We start from the raw sequence: 18,234 nt of genomic DNA on the forward strand, positions 1-18,234 counted from the left end.
CAGCATTCATCTCCTTGTTTCGGCCCTCTTGCCGACTTGGGACCGGCAGCCGAACCGCTTTGACCTAGGGCGGCCGATCCGTCCGACGGCCAACTCGTCCGGCTTCCTTATGGCAGCAGTTCAAACACGCCGGCTGCGCCCATGCCGCCGCCGATGCACATCGTCACAATGCCGAACTGGACGTTGCGGCGCCGCATTTCATGAAGCAACGACAACGTCAGCTTCGCGCCCGTGCAGCCGAGCGGGTGGCCGAGCGCAATCGCCCCGCCGTTGACGTTGACGATCTCTTCGTCAAGCCCGAGCTCGCGAATGACTTGAATCGACTGGGACGCGAACGCTTCGTTCAGCTCGATCAAGCCGATGTCGGACAGCTCAAGGCCGGCGAGCTTCAACGCTTTCGGCACCGCCGCGACCGGGCCGATCCCCATCACTTCCGGCGGCACGCCGGCGACGGCAAACGAGCGGAACTTGCCAAGCGGCCTTAAACCGAGCGACTCTGCTTTTTCACGGTCCATCACCATGACCGCCGCCGCCCCGTCGCTCATTTGCGACGCGTTGCCGGCTGTGACCGTGCCGTTGGCGGCAAACGCCGGGCGCAGTTTCGCGAGCGTTTCCATATTCGTGTCCGGGCGCACGCCTTCATCTTGTGTAAAGACAACTTTCTCCTCAACGAGTTTGTTGCCTTCTACTTTGCGCACCGTCACCTCGACCGGCACGATTTCTTCATTGAATTTCCCTTCGGCAATCGCCTTCGCGGCGCGCTGGTGGCTGCGCACCGCGAACGCGTCTTGATCTTCGCGGCTCACGCCGTATTTTTTCGCCACTTGCTCGGCCGTGTGCCCCATCGACATGTAATATTCCGGCGCCTCTTCGGCCAGGCGGGCGTTCGGGCGGACGACATGGCCCATCATTGGCACCATGCTCATCGATTCAACCCCGCCGGCAATGACCGTATCCGAATGGCCGAGCATGACCCGTTCGGCCGCATAGGCGATCGCCTGCAGGCCGGACGAACAATACCGGTTGATCGTAATCGCCGGCACCGTGTACGGCAGCCCGGCGAGCGCCCCGATGTTGCGGGCGATGTTCAGTCCTTGCTCCGCCTCGGGCATGGCGCAGCCGATAATTAAGTCGTCGATATTCCCATCATAGTTCCCTGCACGCTTCAACGTTTCCTTGACAACGAGCGCTCCCAAATCGTCCGGCCGCGTATGGGCGAGCGTTCCTTTTTTCGCCTTGCCGACCGGTGTGCGCGCTCCCGCGACAATGACCGCTTCTCTCACGCCAGTCTCCCCCCTTGAATCCCCCGCTTTAGTTGCGGAGCGGTTTTCCTTTCACCAACATATGCTGCATGCGCGCTTGCGTCTTCGGCTCGCCGATGAGGCTCAAAAACGCCTCGCGCTCGAGATCGAGCAAATATTGCTCGTCGACTTCCGTTCCGTACGGCACTTTTCCGCCGGCCAGGACGTACGCCAATTTTTTCGCGATTTTCAAATCGTGCTCGCTGATGTAGCCGGAATGGAACATCGACTGCGCCCCAAGCAGCATGGCCGCATAGCCGCTTTCGCCGGCCACCGGCACTTTCTTCCTTACAGGTGGCCGATACCCTTCCTCATACATCGAGAGCACCGCCTGTTTCGCTTCATACAAGAGATGGTCGCCGTTCATCGTGATGCCGTCGCGGCTGCCCAAGAAACCGAGCGCGCGCGCCTCGGCCGCCGACGTCGACACTTTCGCCATGGCGATCGTTTCAAACACCTTGGCAGCGAGTTTGACGTAGTCCACTTCTGCGCCGCTTGGCAGGCTGTTCAACTGTTTGATGTACAGCTCCTTGTTGCCGCCGCCGCCCGGAATCAAGCCGACGCCGACTTCGACGAGCCCGATGTACGTCTCGGCCGCCGCCTGGATGCGCGAAGCCGCCAACGTCACTTCCGCCCCGCCGCCTAACGTCATGGCAAACGGCGCGACAACGACCGGTTTCGGGTTATATTTGACGCGCATGAGCGCTTGCTGGAACTGGCGGACGGCAAGCTCCAATTCAAAGAAGTTTTCATCTTGCGCTTCCATCAGCATCATCGCCAAGTTGGCGCCGACGCAGAAGTTTTTCCCTTGGTTGCCGATGACGAGCCCTTTGTAATTGCGGTTCACTTCCTCAAGCGCCTCGTTGATCATGTACACGATGTCCGCACCGATTGCGTTGTTCGGCGAATGGAACTCCAAAAGCGCCACGTCATCGCCGAGGTCGATGAGGCTTGCACCCGCGTTTTTCTTGATGACGCCCCGCTGTTCCTTCAGCCGGCGGATGTGGATGACTTTTTCGCTTTCTTCTACTGGTTTATACCCACCCGGCGCATAATAGAACAGCCGGCCGTTTTCGGTTTGATAGAACGATGCGGCTCCGTCGGCGAGCATGTCCGTAATCCACGCCGGAACATCGCGCCCTTCCGCCTGCATTTTCCGCACCGACTTCTCGAGGCCGATCGCATCCCACAGTTCAAACGGGCCTTGCTCCCAGCCGAACCCCCACTTCATCGCCCGGTCGATCGCCACGATGTCGTCAGCGATCTCCCCGACAAGGCGGGCGGTGTACAGCAACGTCGGTGCGATGATGTTCCAAAGGAGCGTTCCCGCGCGGTCGCCGTCCGCATAGACGAGCGTTTGCAACTTGGCGGCCGTTCCTTTCGCCTGCTTCGCCATTTCCACCGCCGGGGTGACGAGCTTTTTGCGCGGCTCGTATTGCATCGTGACGTAGTTCAGCTCGAGAATGTCTTTTCCTTGCTTGAGGAAAAACCCTTGTCCAGATTTGCTGCCGAGCCAGCCGTTTTCAAGCATCGTGTTCATAAACTCCGGCACGCGGAACGCCTCTTTTTCTTCCCCTTCGACGTTTTCATACACATTGTTGGCGACATGCACGAACGTATCGAGTCCGACGACGTCAAGCGTGCGGAACGTCGCGCTTTTCGGCCGGCCGATGAGCGGCCCCGTCACCGAATCAACCTCGCCGACGCTGTAGCCCCCTTGCATCATCTCGCGGACAGTGACGAGCAAGCCATACGTGCCGATCCGGTTGGCGATGAAGTTCGGCGTATCTTTCGCCATCACGACGCCTTTGCCGAGCACGTCTTCGGCGAACGTTTTCATATAGGCGACCACATCCGGATCGGTATGCTCCGTCGGGATGATTTCAAGCAGCTTCAAATAGCGCGGCGGATTGAAGAAATGCGTGCCTAAAAAGTGTTTTTTGAAATCATCCGAACGCCCCTCCGCCATCGCGGCGATCGAGATGCCGGATGTGTTCGAGCTGACGATCGTCCCCAGCGTCCGCACCTCGTCAACGCGGGCGAAAACGCTTCGTTTGACATCCAAGTTTTCGACGACGACTTCAATGATCCAATCAACATCCGCCAGCCGATGGAAATCGTCTTCAAAGTTGCCGGTTTCAATGAGCGCCAGATTGTCTTGAGCCATCAGCGGCGCCGGCTTTTGCTTTTTCATCCGCTCCAGCGCCTGATTGGCGAGGCGGTTGCGCACTTGTTTATGCTCGAGCGTCCAACCTTTTGCTTCTTCCTCTTTCGTCAATTCCCGCGGCACGATATCCAACAGCAGCGTCGGAATGCCGACGTTCGCCAAATGGGCGGCAATGCCCGAACCCATGACGCCGGACCCAAGCACCGCAGCGCGCCGAATGCGTTTTGCCATTTCGGTTCCCCCTCACACCATTGAATGAATCATCATTCATTTTTCGGCGAAAAAAATAGCCGTGAAAACGTTCTCTATATTCAATATATAGTATGTTGGTAATTTTCGCAATATATTTGCGCACATTTTTTTTCACATCGCCGCCGTTCTTTCAATCCATACTAACAACCAGGAGGTGAAGACGATGGCCCGGCTGAAAAAAAATCCGTCTGAACGCGGCGTCAGCGCGGCGAGCGTGAAAGGAAACGCCGGCCCGACGGTCGAAGCCGACGGCGGCGGCAAGCGGACGAGCCAAAATCAGCAGTACAAAAAGCACAACATGCAAGGGGACTGAACGCCTAAGGGCGTCCGTCCCCTTTTTGCCTGCTTGACTTTCGCGCTGCCGGGCGATGAGCGTCACTTACGGAACATGCCTTTGACGACGAACGCCACGTTGGCCGGGCGCTCGGCGAGCCGGCGCATAAAATAGCCGTACCAATCGGTGCCGTACGGCACGTACACGCGCATCGTATACCCTTCGCGCGCCAGCTCGACCTGGCGCTCCGGACGAATGCCGTACAACATTTGAAATTCAAACTGACTGTTCGGGATATTGTATTCCTTGACGAGCTGCTTCGTATATTCAATGATGGCGTCGTCATGCGTCGCCACCGCCGTGTAGTTGCCGTTTAGCATATGCTGCTTGATGATCTTTTTAAAGTTTTCGTCCACATCTTTTTTGTCTGGAAACGCCACTTCCGGCGGCTCTTTGTACGCCCCTTTGACGAGCCGCAAGTTCGGGCGGTACGGCTTCAGATCTTCAATGTCTTGCTCCGTCCGGTACAAATACGCCTGCAGGACCGTTCCGACGTTATCGTACTCTTTTTTCAACGTTTTAAAAATGTCGAGCGTCTTTTGGCAGCGTGAATAGTCTTCCATGTCGATTGTCACGAACACGCCGCGCTCTTTCGCCGCATCCAAAATGCGGCGCATGTTGCGCATGACAAGATCATCGGAAATGTCAAGCCCCATCGACGTCATTTTCAGCGACAGTTGCGAATTCAGCTTCTCGCGGCTGATCGCGTCGATCGCCTCTAGGCAATGGTTCGCCATCTCGTTCGCTTCTTGCTCGTTATCGACAAACTCTCCCAAGTAGTCGACCGTCACGGCCAGCCCTTTTTCGTTCAGCCGGCGGATGACATGCACCGCTTCCTCGATCGTTTCGCCGGCGACAAACCTTGACGCGCCGAAGCGGAGGCCGTATCGCTTCGCCAACCGGGTCAACGTCTTATTTTTGGACAAGAACAAAAAAAAGTCGCGCATCAGCTGTTCCACTGTTGCAAGCCCCCTTGTACGGAAACGCATTCATAATCCTTATTGTACCATGTTTCCGCCCGATTGAATATGTTTTTTCCGCACGGTTTATCTTTTATATGTGAATAATTTTCCACTCACTGCACAATCTACAAGCGAACAAACCATGAAAGGAGCGAAACGCGATGCAGCAACAACCGCAAATGAACCCGCAGACCGCGATGCCCGAGCCGCCGCAAATGGTGTCATCAAAAGACGCCATGTATTTTTCCGATATGATGTCGTGGAACTTGCTCGCGGCGAAAAAGGCGCACTTTTTCGCCGCGCAATGCCGGGACCCCGAGGTGGTGCAAGCGATCGAGCGCGCCGGACAAATGCACCAGCGCCATTACAACATGATTTTGCGCCATTTGCAAAACCCGCCGCAGCCGCCGGTGATGTGAAAGGAGGGACGCCCGATGAACCAAAAACAAGTGCAAAATCCAGAGACGCAAGTGCCGAAAACGCCGCAAATGAACGAACGCGATTTTTTGAACGACATGTTGACAACAGAAAAATACATGACGTCGGCATACAGCGTGTACTTGCATGAGGCGAGCAACCAACCGTTATATCAAGAAATGATGAACATTTTCACAGAAACACAAAACTGCCAGCGCGAACTGTATAACTTGATGTTCAAAAAAGGCTGGTACAAACTTGAAGCCGCCGATCCGCAAAAGCTTCAGCAAATGTACCAGCAGTTCCAAGGGTATACGAATCAGCTCCCTTATCAAGGGAATGTCATGCAGTAGACGGAAGCAGCCGGGGATGTCCTACACGCGTGCGGACATCCTCCCTCTAGAAATGTTGATTTATCAAGGCTTTTCGGCCCCTCAGGGGTGTCCAAAAAATATTTTTCGACAAAATCCCTTACATCCTTTTTCAGTTTTGTGGATATCTTACAGACCTAGGGTGCGCTTCGCGGCCACGGCTGGTTATATTTTCCTTCCGTGGGGGGGAAGCGTATTCGATGCACCCTTTGGATCTCCGCGTCGCTGATGAGGACGAACCCTCCCATGTCTCCGGGCGTCTTCGCGCCAACATTCCCTCGTTCGGTCTCGTCATCAGGCGGAGGCCGGCCAAGCTCCTTTGGGGACTCAAGGTCGAATGGATAAAATCACGCCAGCTTCTCCGGTGTCATCTGGTTGTCCAACGATTCTTCCGTTCGCAGGGGGAGGCCTTAGGCCGCCCGTTGCACCTGGGACAAGACGTCCTGTTTCATTCGCTCCGCGTCAAAGGCTTGTTTCTTCGTACAAATCGCAAACAGCACATTCAACAGCTTCCGGCATAATGCGACGATGGACTGCTTTCCGGTCAGCGGGTTGACGGGGCGGGTCGTGTAATATTCATGCAGCTCGCGAAACGCCTCGTTGTGCCGGATCAGCGGAATCACCGCCCGAAACAGCACCGAGCGCAGCCGTTTCCGTCCCCGTTTGGAGATGTGCTTTTGCCCTTTGCGCTGGCCGGAGGAGTTCTCCTTGAGCGTCAGGCCCGCCAACTTCACCAATTGGCGCGGGTCCCGATAATGGGCGAAGCTGCCGATCTCCGCCAACAGATCGATAATCGTGGCGTCTCCCAACCCGTCGACCGTTTTCAGCCATTGATACTCCATCGTCGTTTGAACCAATGCCTTCAACTCGGCGTCCAACGCGGCGATCTCAGCCTCCAATTGGCGGTATCGGCGGACGAGCGCGGCGATCTCAAACCGGGCCATCGTCGTCCCTTCCGTCACCCCAATCGAGTCCTTCGCGGCGTTGATCAACGCCTGAATTTTGGCCTTCTGCGGGCATTTCAGCCCTTCGCTTTGCCGGTACACCTCGATGAGCTCCTCGGCGGATCGGCCGGCCATATCGGCCGGAAGCGGCGTCCACTCCAGCACCGAAAGCGCCGTTTTCCCCAGGTCGCGAAACACCGTCCAAAACTCCGGAAAATATCGGTCGGTCCAGCGGACGATCGCGTTTTTCACCGCCGTCTGTTCCTTGCGGAGCTTCTCTTTGAGCGTGCTTCCCACGCGCAAATCGGCTTCGATCTCGTGCAGCAGCCGGGGGACGAGGAATCGTCCGTCTTTCCCCAGTCTGGCAATGACCAGGGCGTCTTTGGCGTCGTGTTTCGTCGGCAGGTTGTCATCGAGTTCTTTCGACCGGCACACATGCGCCGGGTTGACCATGACCAACGGGATCCCGTGCTCCTCGAGGAAGTAGGCCAGGTTCAACCAGTAGTGCCCGGTCGGCTCCACCGCGACGATCACCTCTGACTTCCCAAACGCTTGCATCGCCTCCTGAATCGCTTTATACAGCTGCTGAAACCCCTCTTTCGACTGGAAGATCGGGAACGACTTGCGAAGCACGCGCCCCCGGTCATCCACGAAGCAGGCGTAGTGGGTTCGTTTCGCGATATCGATGCCCACGACAAGCGTTTGTTCCGTAACTTGATCAATTTTATAGTTTTGTGTACAATTCATCTGAAGTCCTCCTTGGCATGATGGTAGGTATTGTTTGACACCCCTGCATCATACCAAGAGGGCTTTTTTTGATCAAGTCCCCGGAAAAGCTCCTAACGGGAATGCTCTTTTCTCATCAGGAACGAAAAAGGGGGGAAGAGGGATGACAGCCCCTCCTGAATCCGTATGGACGGCGCTGCAAACGTTAGGGAGTTCGATGGACTTCCAAACGAAAGTGTACCGGAACGAAACATCCGGTCTCCTGTTATGGGTGTCGTATGTCGAGCCGATGGTTGAGATGGAAACTGTTGTTCGCTCGATTTTCCCTTACTTGTTTCATTGTCCGTTTTCATCTTTGGAAGATATGCGCCAAATTCTTCCGATCGACGACGCCTATATTTCTAGCGATCCGGCTGATGTGAAAGCAAAATTGTTCGAAGGATATTTATTCATTCGCCTTCATGAAACCGATGAAACCGGGCTGCTTGTGAAGGCGCAAAAAACATTGGAACGGACACTCACCATCCCCGAAGTGGAATTTAGCGTCGTCGGCCCGAAAGAGTCGTTTATTGAATCGTTGGAAACGAATTTATATTTATTGCGCAAACGAATCCCTATAGACCGTTTGACAGTCAAACTGACAAGGGTCGGCACGCTGTCGAAAACGAAAGTCGCTGTCGTCTATCTTGACGGCATTGCCAATCCCGACAACGTCCAAACGGTTTTGCAGCGCATCAAACAAATCGAATTTGACGAAATGATCGACAGCTCTTATATTGTGCAAATTATTTCAGACAATCGGCATTCCCCCTTTCCGCAGCTGCTCGATACCGAGCGCCCGGACCGGGTTGCGGCCGTACTGGCCGAGGGAAAAGTGGCGATTATGGTGGACGGATCTCCGCACGTGTTAATCGGTCCTACGACATTGGTTGAATTTTTTTCATCCTTTGAAGACTATTTTCTCAATTGGACGATCGCGTCGTTTTTCCGTCTCATTCGCCTGTTTTCCGTCGCCTTTTCCATTTTGATTACACCGATGTATGTGGCGACATTAAACTACCATTATGAATTGATTCCAAAAGACTTGCTCGGCACCTTGATCACCTCAAGAAGGGAGATTCCGTTCCCGCCGATTTTAGAGGTGCTGTTTCTCGAACTGACGATTGAACTGCTGCGGGAGGCAGGCGCACGGCTTCCGACCAAGGTCGGCCAAACGATCGGCATTGTCGGCGGGATTGTCATCGGAACGGCTTCCGTGGAAGCCGGCCTGACAAGCAATGTGTTGTTAATTTTAGTGGCGCTTGCCGCCCTTGCTTCCTTTACGACGCCTGTTTATAAAATGGGCAATACGATCCGCCTCATACGCTTTCCGTTTTTATTGTTTGCGGAAGTCTGGGGGCTGCTTGGCGTTGCTTTTTGTTTTTGCATGGTCATGACCCACCTGCTTTACTTGACGTCGCTCGGCCGGCCGTTCCTTGCTCCTTTATATCCGCCGCGTTGGCGGGATTTAAAAGATGCGTTCATCCGTCTGCCGTTTACCAGCCAATCGAAACGGCCGGAAACATTACGGACCGAGCAACCCATTCGCTTCAGCGGGAAAAAGGTCAGAAAAAAACGAGACATCGACGAATAGCGAACAGACAGGAGGACGACGATGGCTTCTGTTGCCGAACGTCTACAAGTTTCACCTTTCATGACTTTTTATATTATCATGTCGATGCAAATCGGTGTCGGGGTGCTCGGTTTTCAGCGGGTCATCGCACAAACAGCCGGACATGACGCATGGATTTCGGTCCTGCTGGCCGGCGCCTCGTCCCATCTGATTCTCATCGTGCTGTATTGGCTGTTGCAGCAGGCGGACGGCGATTTCCTCCTCCTCCATCAGCGCCTGTTCGGCCGCTGGGTGGGAGGGGCATTTTCATTATGGCTCGCCCTTTACTTCGCCGCCATGTCATTTGTTGTTTTGCGCACCTATATCGAAGTAATTCAAGTCTGGATGTTTCCCGACTTGCAAACATGGGAATTTTCACTCGCTTTTTTGCTTCTTTGTTTGTACATTACGGTCGGCGGATTTCGCGTCGTTGTCGGCATTTGCTTTTTTTGCCTGATCATTCCCAGCTATTTGCTGTTTACTTTTTGGTTTGTCCTGGATCATGCCGACTTTCACCTCTTGCTCCCGATATTGGACCATCCGCCTTCAGCTATTGTAAAAGCGGCGGGACAGACGACGTTGACGATGCTCGGGTACGAAACGATTTTGCTCTTTTATCCGTTTATCAAGCGCGGAGCCCAATCCGCCAAATGGGCGCATGCCGCCTTATTGGCAACGACATTGTTTTATACGCTGCTTACCGTGCTGACATTGGCTTACTTTAGCGAGAAACAGCTGCAGCGGCAAATTTGGCCGACATTGACGATGTGGAAAATGGTTGAGCTGCCGTTTATTGAACGGTTTGAATACGTCGGCATCGCCAATTGGCTGCTGATCATTTTACCGAACGTCTGCTTAGGGCTGTGGTGTTCTTCCCGTATATGCAAACAGCTTTTTCCCATCCGCCAAAAAACGGCTTTGCTGATTATTGCCGCCATTTGTTTTTTCAGCACGCTGTTCGTTCATGATCGCAAACAAGTCGACCTCATTAACACCATTTTAAACAGAACCGGCTTTTATTTTCTCTATATATGGATTCCTTGTGTCGCAGTCATCACCTATATCGTGAAGAAAGTGAGAGGAAACGTATGAGAATGCGGACCGCCCTGTTGGCTATGGCCATCGTCGCCATCTTGTCCGGCTGCCTTCGCAAAGAAATTTTAGATGATATCAATATTGAAAGCGCCGTTGGATTTGATGAGGCGGGAAAAGACAAAGTTCGGGGAACCATTCTCATTCCGGTTTACAAAAAAGGAGAAACAGCGAACAAAACGTTGACGGCCGTTTCCACTACGGCGAAAGATGTGATGGAAGAACTGCAATACAAAACATCCGAACCGCTCGTCAGCGGAAGCATTGAGACTGCCTTGTACGGGGAACGCCTCGCCAGAAAAGGAATATTTCCGTTCGTTGATCAACTTCGTCGCGATGCAAGCATCGGGACGCGACTTTATTTGGCCGTGGTGGACGGGACGGCCAAACATCTGCTCGAGGGAAATTATGGCCGCCAAGGAAGCGGCATTTACCTTTCCAACTTGGTCAGACAAAATATCGAGCAACGGGATTTGCCGAAAACAAATTTACATTTATTTCTAAAATCATACTACGCCGATGGAAAAGACCCGTTTTTGCCATACGTACGCCGGGCCGGTGAAGATGTACAGGTGGCCGGCGTAGCCTTATTCCGCGGCGACCGGGTTGTCGATACGCTGAAACGAAACGACATGTTCTACTTTAAAATCGCCGTGGATTCTTATAGTGAAGGCACCCATACCATCCGGCTCGCCAACCAAAACTTCGTATCCATTAAAAACATCTCGACAAAGCGGACCATTTCTTTTTCAGGCCCCAAAACCCGACCGTCCATTCATATTCATATCGCCCTTGAAGGCGCCGTGCGCGAATACAAACGCGGGGCGTTCACATTCGCTGTCCGCCGGTCTGTCGAAAAAACATTTGCGCAACAAATCCGCTCGAAAACCGGGGCCCTTCTCCGCCGTTTTCAAGAACACCAAATCGACCCGGTCGGCCTTGGCGAATTTGCCGCCAGTCATTATCGCCGCTTTCACTACCGTGATTTTTACAAGCATTACGACCAGCTTCCGATCCGCGTCACCGCCGATGTGACGATCCGTGACAGCGGCATTATCGAATAAGCATCCCTGCTTCACCGGCGGGATGCTTACTCTTTAAGGCTTCGTTTCAATACCACCAGCCTGGATACGGCGGATACGGCGGATACGGATAAAACGGGCGCGGAGCTAGAGCGCCGCCGAGCAATCCGCCCAAAAACCCGCCGATGAACGGAGCGCCAAACAGCAAACCTGGAAATGGCATCGTTCTTTCTCCTTTCATTCATGAATAGGATGCGATACTTTATTCATATGCACATAACAAAAAAGAGGGTGGGCCGTCCGCCCAACCCTTGTTTGTTTTCTCACCACCAAACCGGGCCATACCAATACGGGTAGAAAAACGGCGGGAACAAGGCGCTGCCAAGCAGCCCCCCTAAAAAGCCGCCGAAAAACGGAGCGCCAAACAACGGGAAGCCGAACGGCCGCCAAAACCACCAAGGCCGCCAAAACCACCAAGGCCGCCAAAACCACCAAGGCCGCCAAATGCGTTCATCCGCCGCTTGGAGATGGCTCATCGTGCTTTCCTCCTTCCGTCTGTTTACTCCCACTGTATGTATGAAAAACGCCCGGTGCTTAGGCTGGCACCTAGAAGACGGGGAAAACAATCGTTTTCGCCCTTGGCGTTTTGGGCTGCCAAGGAAGAGATGATCAAAAAGGTTCTCAGCTTGACAAGAACGCGTTTCGGGCCGATACCTGCCCTAAAAGAACGGGAAAGGCAACGGACTCCCCGCAGCCGATGGCCCGCACCGCCCTGTTCGCCTCGCTGGACGCTTTGGCCCCACCTCCGTGCGAAAAGCCCCGTTTCCAAACAAAAGAGGCTGCCGTTGTTTCCTGTATTCCGCAAATGAACAAAGGCGGCTGTCCGCCGCCCCCGCTTATACAAGCTCCGCCTGCACTTGATTGTACAAACAGGCGATCGAATCAAACAAAATGCGCACCGCCTCGGCCATTTCGTCTTCGCTCATGGAGAGAACCGGAATGAATGTCAACACCGGGCCGAGCGGGCGGATGACAAGCCCCCTCCGGCGCGCCTCAAGGATGATCCGGTGCTCCACCATGGCCGCGCGCGGAAACACTTCTTTCGTTCTTCGGTCTTTCACGATTTCAATGCCGCACATCAAGCCTTTTTGCCGGATGTCGCCAACAATCGGAATGTCATACAACCGCTCAAGCCATTCGGCCAGTCGGCGCGCCTTTCGTCGAACATCATCAAGCAGGCCGCGCGTTTCGATGAGCTCCATGTTTTTCAGCGCAACGGAACAAGTGAGCTGGTTCCCCGTGTACGTATGGCCGTGGTAAAACGTTTTGTCTTCGTCCACATCGCCGAGAAACGCCGCATACACGTCTTCGGTAACGAGCGTGGCCGCCAGCGGCAAGTACCCGCCGGTGATCCCTTTCCCAAGGCAGACAAGATCCGGCTTCACCTCTTCCTGCTCACAAGCGAACATCGTGCCCGTGCGGCCAAAGCCGACGGCGACCTCGTCGCAAATGAAGAGCACCCCATATTGCCGGCAAAGCCGTTCCACTCCTTTTAAAAATCCGCGCGGATGGACGATGATCCCCGCCGCTCCTTGCACAAGCGGTTCCACGATCACGCCGGCAATGTGCTCGTGCTGCTTTTCAAGCACCCGTTCCAGCTCGCGCAAACAATAGTCGACGATCTCCGGCTCGCTTCCGTATTCCTCCATGCGATACACGTACGGCGACGGCACTTCGATCCGCTCAAACAAAAGCGGCGCAAAAATACGGTGGAACGTTTCCATGCCGCCAACGCTCACCGCCCCGACCGTATCGCCGTGGTATGCTTCCTTCAACGAGACAAATTTGTTCTTCTTCGCATATCGAACCGGATCGATATTTTTCCAATACTGATAGGCGATCTTGAGCGCGATTTCCACCGCCGCCGCCCCGGTGTCGGAATAAAACACTTTTGACATGTGCGGCCAATATTCCAGCAGCCGTTTGGCCAGCAAAATCGACGGCACATTCGCCGAACCGAGCAATGTCGAATGGGCAATTTTCTCCAATTGCTCGCGAAGCGCCGCATTCAGCTCCGGGTCGTTATGGCCGTGGACATTGACCCATAGCGACGCATAGCCGTCTAGGTACCGGTTGCCGTCGACATCGTACAAATAGCTTCCTTGCCCGCGTTCAATGATCAGCGGACGTTCTTTCGCATACTGTTTCATTTGCGTGAACGGATGCCAGACGCACTGCTTGTCCCACTGTTCCAATTGCTCGTAGCTATACGCCAACGCTAAGCACCTCCAGCCATTGTTTCGCCTTTCCTTGTTCGATCCACTGTTCGGCCAGGTTTTCTAGTTCCTTCCTTGATACAGCAGGAAGGAGCGGCATGACCGCCAGCACCGGGAGTCGAAGCAACGCGGCGATCGTTTCGACATTGTTTTGGTGGATGATCTCCTGCTCTTGAAACTGATTGAATACAAGGCCAAGCAAGCGGATGCCTTTCGCCTCGGCATACGCCGCCGTCGTCACCGCGTGGTGAATCGCCCCAAGGCTTGAGAGCGACACAAGAACCGCCGGCAGCTGATAATCACGAACGAAATCGCTCGTCATATACCATCGTCCATCGCGCTCGCACCACGGAACAGCCAGCCCGCCCGCTCCTTCGACGAGCACGACATCATAGCGCTGTTTCAGCTGTTCGAGCCGCTCGGCAATCCGCTCCGGTTCGATGGACGTGCCGGTCAACGCGGCTGCCAAATGCGGCGACATCGCCGGCTCCATATAGTACATGCCTTCTGATGCGGAAAGCTTCGCCACTCGTTCATACCAATATTGTTCGGCAAACGACACCCCGTCTTCGGCCAGTCCAGTCTGAACCGGTTTAAACACGCTTACGCTCATCCCAAGCCGCTCCAACGCCAATGCCACAATGGACGTCACCACCGTCTTGCCGATTTCTGTTCCTGTTCCCGTCATGAAAATGGCTTTCCCCATTCTCTTATCCCCCCATCCCTCGAGTCATCATGATCGGTCGGACGCGCGGCCAGACGCGCACCGCGATGACCGAACAAACAGCGCAAAGCGCGAGATCCCCCGGCACCGGAAGAAGAAATCCGAACCATAGCGTTTGGCCGATGGAAAGCGGAGTCTCGGCGATCCATTTCATCGCTATGTACAGCCACGTGCAGCCAAACGCATACACCGTCAATAAGGCCGCCAAATTCGCCTTCCATATGTCCCGCGCTCTTGTCCATTGAAAACGGTGGACAAGCGAACCACATACATACGCCCCGGCGATGAAGCCAAGCAAATAGCCAAACGTCGGCTTCCAAATATAACCGAGCCCTCCTCCTTCCGCAAACACCGGCGCACCCGCCAGGCCGATCAAGACATATAGAAGTTGGCTAAGCGCTCCGATTTTGGGGCCAAGCAGACAGCCAGCCAGGTAAACCGCGGCGATTTGCAGCGTAAACGGCACATACGGCACCGGGATTTTGATGAACCCGCCGACCGCTGTCAGGGCGGCAAAAAAGGCGGCCCAAACAAAGGAACGGATGTGCACGTTTCCCCTCCTCTCCCAATCTTTGTTTCTATTGTGCCGGACATAAGCTTTATTTGTCAACCTTATTTTTATAAAGGTTTACATTTAAATAGAAATGAGGGGGCCAAAAGAACCGCCCCCTCTTTCACCGCTATATCCACGCTTACTGCTCCTGCTGCACTAAATATGTTTTGCCTGCCCTAAAAGGTTGGTGAAAAACAACTGATTTTGCCGAACCCATTGTTTTCGGTCGAAAGAGAAGCGTTGATTTTGCAAGACTTCTCTATTTGAGAAAAAAGTCCGTTTTTCCGCGATTTTTCACTAAATCACCGGCCTTCTAAACATCCCCGAACTCTAAAATGCATAACGTTGCAGCATTGAACATAGGGATATTTTCCATTCGTCCGATGGGGATGTTTTCGTCAAGAAAGTCTGTCTTGAAAACAGGCGGCCGCATGTCGGTGAGCTTTTTTGGTTCAATTCACTGTGCCAACTACATACAGTGCATGTTGCAGCCAGCTCTCACCCTCCTCTCTCCCACAAATCGAACGAACTCATCCGTTCGCCGGCTGTTTTCGGCGCCGCCAACAGTCCGCTCCGTCCCCCTTCCTTTTCCAGCAGCGACGACAGCAAGCGCACCGCTTCGGCAATATACCTTCCTTTGTTCAACATGATGCATTGCGCCTGCTTCCCGAGGAAAACGTCCGAAATTTCGGCGCGCGACGGAATGCCCTTTTTTGCCATTTGTTCGAGCACCTGCGTCGCCCAAATGACGGGGATGTGAGCCGCCCGACAGAGCGCCAAAATGTCGCGCTGGACGGCGGCAAGATGGTCAAAGCCGATCTCGAGCGCCAAATCCCCGCGCGCAATCATCACGCCAAACGCCGGAAGCTTCAATCCCTCAAGCAAGATGCGAACGAAGTTATGAAGCGCCGTCCGCGTTTCGATTTTCGCAATCACCGGCAGGGAGCCCGCCCCTTGTTCAGCAAGCAAATGATAAAGCTTTCGCAAATCATGCGGCGCCTGAACGAACGACAGCCCAACGATATCGGCATGGCTAGCGATGAACGGAATCCATTCAAGGTCGCGGTCCGTAAGCGGCGGAACGGCCAAATGAAGAAACGAATCGGGAAGATGGATGCCTGTTCCTTGCTTGATTGCTTTCCGCTTTCCGCCATCGGCAACGACTTTGGCCTCGACATGCTGCTCGTGCACTTTGACGACCCGCGCCGCAATTTGCCCGTCGTTCAAGTAAAGGCGGTCCCCCACCCGCACGTTGCGCCACGCTTTCGCCAATGTCGTCATCATTTTCACTCCACCGCCATTGTGCGCCGCCGCAAACGCAGCGTCATCGAAGTAAATATAAAGCGGTGTACCGATCGTGACAAACGCTTTCATCGGAATGAACAAAACGGAGGAGAGGGTGAACAAAGCCGATCCGTTCCGCAGTTTCATCCCTTTTTGCACATAGGCGGTCTGTGAGAGCAACACTTTAAAACAGGACGGCGCGATTTGTTCCGCCACCCGCAGTTTTCGTTTTTTTCCGCGCACGTCGGTAAACAGCAGCTCATCCCCTTCTTCGACGGCCGCCCCGTCCTCAGCCGTCAACTGCCAAAAGAAAGAAATTTCACGGGGGAGCGGAGACGGCGGCGGGGAAGAAGAGAAGGAAATGAGGCCGAAGAGCGGCTCCATTGCCTCTCCATATTGATTTTTCTTGATAGAAAGCTTCATCGGCCCCGCGTCGACCGCCAAGCGGTCCACCCGAATTTTCGGCCCCGGCAGATCCATGTAAATGCGGCATCGCCTTCCCTGCAGCTGTTGCTCCAACTGCTTTTCGGTTTGACGAATAACAGCCAAAAGCGCCTCCCACGTTTCCGGCGAACCGTAAGCGCAGTTGATGCGGGCAATGTCCATGCCATAAAGGAGCAGCCGTTCGATGACGCTCGGTTCATCCATCCATGCCTCGTCCATCGTCACCATAATGCGCGTCGAACAGACGGAACTCGAGCTTCCGAACACAGCCTCCGCCCGTTTATGAAGCAACTGTTTCGCTTCCCTCCTTGTCACCTTTCGAAGCTCCCATCCGCCATCAACCGGCGTGCGCAAATAAGCCAAAACTTGTTCGACCGCGTCGATGAGATGAGCCTCTTGCCCCTCAAGCCGCCATCCGGCGTCTTCCATCGCTTCACGCAAATCCGACGGCATGTGCCCCCTCATATATAAGTAAGCAAGCAACTGATCGCAGCTCTCCTCGTGAAAGGAAAGAGGAACTTCCTTCCGCTTTTGTCCCACCCACTCCGCCATCTCTCGGTAAAAAGCGGCCAAGCGGGCGCCCAAATCTCGTTTGTCGTGCATCAGCGGCACCAACCCTTGTGAAAAATGCGGTTTTACTTTTATATATTCGCCGCTTTCGTAAATGAGAAGATAAAAAAACCGGCGCCATTCGCCGGTTGAATGCGACAGAAACAGGAAGCCGCTTTTCGCTGTATTATTTTTGCACAACCATTTTCATCCCGCACTGGCAAAGCAATGAATGTTTCAGCCGCCGAATAGGCTGGCGGCATTGTTCACAAATCATCGGCTTGTTCATCGATCTTTCTCCCCTTTGCACTCCTTCTACATTCTATTATACACACTTTTTGTTTATATTAAATATAAATTAAAAATTATTATTAAATGATAGTGCGGATGATTTGGTTCCGCTTCCCATTTGTGCTACACTCATAGTGTTAATATTCTAGCAAATAACAAAGGGAGGATGCACGATGTACGACATCGCCATCATCGGCGCCGGGCCTGCAGGGGCAAGCGCCGCCATTTTCGCCGCCAAAGCCGGGAAGAGAACGGTCTTGTTTGACAGCGACAAAGGCATGACAAAGCGCGCTTGGGTGGAAAACCATTACGGCGTTCCGCAAATCAGCGGCCCGGAATTGGTGGAAACCGGGAAAAAGCAAGCCGCAAAATTCGGAGCAGAATTGGTGGAAGCACAAGTGACGGATGTGCAAAAAACAGACGGGGGATTCCGTCTCGAAACAGAAGCTGGATCCTATGAAGCGAAACACGTCATCTTCGCCACCGGTTTGGCGACCGATTTAGCGGAAAAAATCGGCCTGCGCACCAAACCGGGTACGGAGCCGCGCATTAAAACGGTGCTTGACGTCGACGCCAACGGCAAGACGAACATCGACGGCATTTGGGCGGCCGGGACGGTCGCTGGCGTCAGCGTCCATACGATCATCACAGCAGGCGACGGGGCGAAAGTCGCCATCAACGTCATCAGCGAGCTGAACGGCGAACGGTACGTCGATCACGATGTATTGAAAAAATAACAACGAAGGTGTCCCAAACAGCGGGACACCTTTTCTAAATAGCGCCATGGAAACGGCCGAGATGCAAGATGACGGGCCTGAAACGTCTGTCGCGTCGTCCCCGCATGACAATAGCGGCCCCGATTCATCCAAGGACG

17 protein-coding genes are annotated in these 18,234 nt (G+C 54.1%); 7 read left to right on the forward strand and 10 right to left on the reverse strand.

Annotated features, from left to right (window positions below; translation table 11 throughout):
• Positions 1-107: 107 nt before the first annotated feature.
• Positions 108-1,283: an acetyl-CoA C-acetyltransferase gene (locus ACR1UW_RS16025; RefSeq protein WP_050367772.1), complete on the reverse strand. Its 1,176-nt coding sequence runs from the start codon at positions 1,281-1,283 to the stop codon at positions 108-110.
• A 28-nt stretch (positions 1,284-1,311) separates the two neighbouring features.
• Entirely contained in the window at positions 1,312-3,699 is a 2,388-nt protein-coding gene (locus ACR1UW_RS16030) for a 3-hydroxyacyl-CoA dehydrogenase/enoyl-CoA hydratase family protein (RefSeq protein WP_498934073.1), read from the reverse strand.
• Positions 3,700-3,883: 184 nt separating this feature from the next.
• Between ACR1UW_RS16030 and ACR1UW_RS16035 the strand changes: the two genes are divergently transcribed.
• The gene (locus ACR1UW_RS16035; RefSeq protein ID WP_011232479.1) at positions 3,884-4,033 is read left to right on the forward strand and encodes a YuzL family protein; all 150 of its coding nucleotides are present in this window, start codon (positions 3,884-3,886) and stop codon (positions 4,031-4,033) included.
• A 62-nt stretch (positions 4,034-4,095) separates the two neighbouring features.
• Here ACR1UW_RS16035 and ACR1UW_RS16040 read toward each other — a convergent pair whose 3' ends face one another.
• The gene (locus ACR1UW_RS16040; protein ID WP_033010362.1) at positions 4,096-5,013 is read right to left on the reverse strand and encodes a proline dehydrogenase family protein; all 918 of its coding nucleotides are present in this window, start codon (positions 5,011-5,013) and stop codon (positions 4,096-4,098) included.
• 164 nt (positions 5,014-5,177) lie between these two features.
• Between ACR1UW_RS16040 and ACR1UW_RS16045 the strand changes: the two genes are divergently transcribed.
• Together ACR1UW_RS16045 and ACR1UW_RS16050 are read left to right on the forward strand one after the other, a co-directional pair.
• Positions 5,178-5,435, forward strand: a complete 258-nt coding sequence (locus tag ACR1UW_RS16045; RefSeq protein ID WP_033010361.1) for a hypothetical protein — start codon at positions 5,178-5,180, stop codon at positions 5,433-5,435.
• Between the two features lie 15 nt (positions 5,436-5,450).
• Complete coding sequence (locus ACR1UW_RS16050; RefSeq protein ID WP_033010359.1) at positions 5,451-5,786, forward strand: spore coat protein; 336 nt, start codon at positions 5,451-5,453, stop codon at positions 5,784-5,786.
• A 428-nt stretch (positions 5,787-6,214) separates the two neighbouring features.
• On the opposite strand, the gene ACR1UW_RS16055 is transcribed toward ACR1UW_RS16050, so the two are convergent.
• On the reverse strand, positions 6,215-7,495 hold the full coding sequence (locus ACR1UW_RS16055) for an IS110 family RNA-guided transposase (protein ID WP_289651169.1): 1,281 nt from the start codon (positions 7,493-7,495) through the stop codon (positions 6,215-6,217).
• 142 nt (positions 7,496-7,637) lie between these two features.
• Here ACR1UW_RS16055 and ACR1UW_RS16060 point away from each other — a divergent pair, with 142 nt between their 5' ends.
• The 3 genes from ACR1UW_RS16060 to ACR1UW_RS16070 are packed head-to-tail and all read left to right on the forward strand — an operon-like array spanning position 7,638 to position 11,281.
• Positions 7,638-9,107, forward strand: a complete 1,470-nt coding sequence (locus ACR1UW_RS16060; RefSeq protein ID WP_498934078.1) for a spore germination protein — start codon at positions 7,638-7,640, stop codon at positions 9,105-9,107.
• A gap of 21 nt (positions 9,108-9,128) precedes the next feature.
• A complete protein-coding gene (locus ACR1UW_RS16065) occupies positions 9,129-10,217 on the forward strand; it encodes a GerAB/ArcD/ProY family transporter (RefSeq protein ID WP_020961142.1) in 1,089 nt (362 codons plus the stop codon).
• Positions 10,214-11,281: a Ger(x)C family spore germination protein gene (locus ACR1UW_RS16070; RefSeq protein WP_498934080.1), complete on the forward strand. Its 1,068-nt coding sequence runs from the start codon at positions 10,214-10,216 to the stop codon at positions 11,279-11,281. The genes ACR1UW_RS16065 and ACR1UW_RS16070 overlap by 4 nt, the downstream gene beginning before the upstream one ends.
• A gap of 46 nt (positions 11,282-11,327) precedes the next feature.
• Here ACR1UW_RS16070 and ymaG (ACR1UW_RS16075) read toward each other — a convergent pair whose 3' ends face one another.
• The 6 genes from ymaG (ACR1UW_RS16075) to ACR1UW_RS16100 all read right to left on the reverse strand — a co-directional run bounded on the left by ymaG (ACR1UW_RS16075) (position 11,328) and on the right by ACR1UW_RS16100 (position 17,123).
• Entirely contained in the window at positions 11,328-11,480 is a 153-nt protein-coding gene (ymaG, locus tag ACR1UW_RS16075; RefSeq protein WP_498934082.1) for an inner spore coat protein YmaG, read from the reverse strand.
• An 82-nt stretch (positions 11,481-11,562) separates the two neighbouring features.
• Complete coding sequence (gene ymaG / locus ACR1UW_RS16080; RefSeq protein ID WP_498934084.1) at positions 11,563-11,775, reverse strand: inner spore coat protein YmaG; 213 nt, start codon at positions 11,773-11,775, stop codon at positions 11,563-11,565.
• A gap of 360 nt (positions 11,776-12,135) precedes the next feature.
• A complete protein-coding gene (gene bioA, locus ACR1UW_RS16085) occupies positions 12,136-13,515 on the reverse strand; it encodes an adenosylmethionine--8-amino-7-oxononanoate transaminase (protein WP_050367774.1) in 1,380 nt (459 codons plus the stop codon).
• The gene (gene bioD, locus ACR1UW_RS16090; RefSeq protein WP_094239175.1) at positions 13,505-14,221 is read right to left on the reverse strand and encodes a dethiobiotin synthase; all 717 of its coding nucleotides are present in this window, start codon (positions 14,219-14,221) and stop codon (positions 13,505-13,507) included. The genes bioA and bioD overlap by 11 nt, the downstream gene beginning before the upstream one ends.
• 4 nt (positions 14,222-14,225) lie before the next feature.
• Entirely contained in the window at positions 14,226-14,789 is a 564-nt protein-coding gene (locus ACR1UW_RS16095; protein ID WP_498934087.1) for a biotin transporter BioY, read from the reverse strand.
• Positions 14,790-15,290: 501 nt separating this feature from the next.
• Entirely contained in the window at positions 15,291-17,123 is a 1,833-nt protein-coding gene (locus tag ACR1UW_RS16100; protein WP_498935339.1) for a pyruvate kinase, read from the reverse strand.
• A 410-nt stretch (positions 17,124-17,533) separates the two neighbouring features.
• Between ACR1UW_RS16100 and ACR1UW_RS16105 the strand changes: the two genes are divergently transcribed.
• The gene (locus ACR1UW_RS16105; protein WP_033011499.1) at positions 17,534-18,097 is read left to right on the forward strand and encodes an FAD-dependent oxidoreductase; all 564 of its coding nucleotides are present in this window, start codon (positions 17,534-17,536) and stop codon (positions 18,095-18,097) included.
• The last annotated feature ends 137 nt before the right edge of the window (positions 18,098-18,234 follow it).

This window comes from Geobacillus lituanicus (assembly GCF_050994965.1).
Taxonomy (GTDB): Bacteria; Bacillota; Bacilli; order Bacillales; family Anoxybacillaceae; genus Geobacillus; species Geobacillus stearothermophilus.

Excerpts from the sequence above, each read along its gene's own strand:
- ACR1UW_RS16070 (WP_498934080.1), top strand. The coding sequence starts at position 10,214 with ATGAGAATGCGGACCGCCCTGTTGGCTATGGCCATCGTCGCCATCTTG.
- ACR1UW_RS16045 (WP_033010361.1), top strand. The coding sequence starts at position 5,178 with ATGCAGCAACAACCGCAAATGAACCCGCAGACCGCGATGCCCGAGCCG.
- ACR1UW_RS16060 (WP_498934078.1), top strand. The coding sequence starts at position 7,638 with ATGACAGCCCCTCCTGAATCCGTATGGACGGCGCTGCAAACGTTAGGG.
- ACR1UW_RS16065 (WP_020961142.1), top strand. The coding sequence starts at position 9,129 with ATGGCTTCTGTTGCCGAACGTCTACAAGTTTCACCTTTCATGACTTTT.
- ymaG (WP_498934084.1), bottom strand. The coding sequence starts at position 11,775 with ATGAGCCATCTCCAAGCGGCGGATGAACGCATTTGGCGGCCTTGGTGG.
- ACR1UW_RS16100 (WP_498935339.1), bottom strand. The coding sequence starts at position 17,123 with ATGCACGACAAACGAGATTTGGGCGCCCGCTTGGCCGCTTTTTACCGA.
- ACR1UW_RS16055 (WP_289651169.1), bottom strand. The coding sequence starts at position 7,495 with ATGAATTGTACACAAAACTATAAAATTGATCAAGTTACGGAACAAACG.
- ymaG (WP_498934082.1), bottom strand. The coding sequence starts at position 11,480 with ATGAAAGGAGAAAGAACGATGCCATTTCCAGGTTTGCTGTTTGGCGCT.
- ACR1UW_RS16035 (WP_011232479.1), top strand. The coding sequence starts at position 3,884 with ATGGCCCGGCTGAAAAAAAATCCGTCTGAACGCGGCGTCAGCGCGGCG.
- ACR1UW_RS16030 (WP_498934073.1), bottom strand. The coding sequence starts at position 3,699 with ATGGCAAAACGCATTCGGCGCGCTGCGGTGCTTGGGTCCGGCGTCATG.
- bioD (WP_094239175.1), bottom strand. The coding sequence starts at position 14,221 with ATGGGGAAAGCCATTTTCATGACGGGAACAGGAACAGAAATCGGCAAG.
- ACR1UW_RS16050 (WP_033010359.1), top strand. The coding sequence starts at position 5,451 with ATGAACCAAAAACAAGTGCAAAATCCAGAGACGCAAGTGCCGAAAACG.
- ACR1UW_RS16105 (WP_033011499.1), top strand. The coding sequence starts at position 17,534 with ATGTACGACATCGCCATCATCGGCGCCGGGCCTGCAGGGGCAAGCGCC.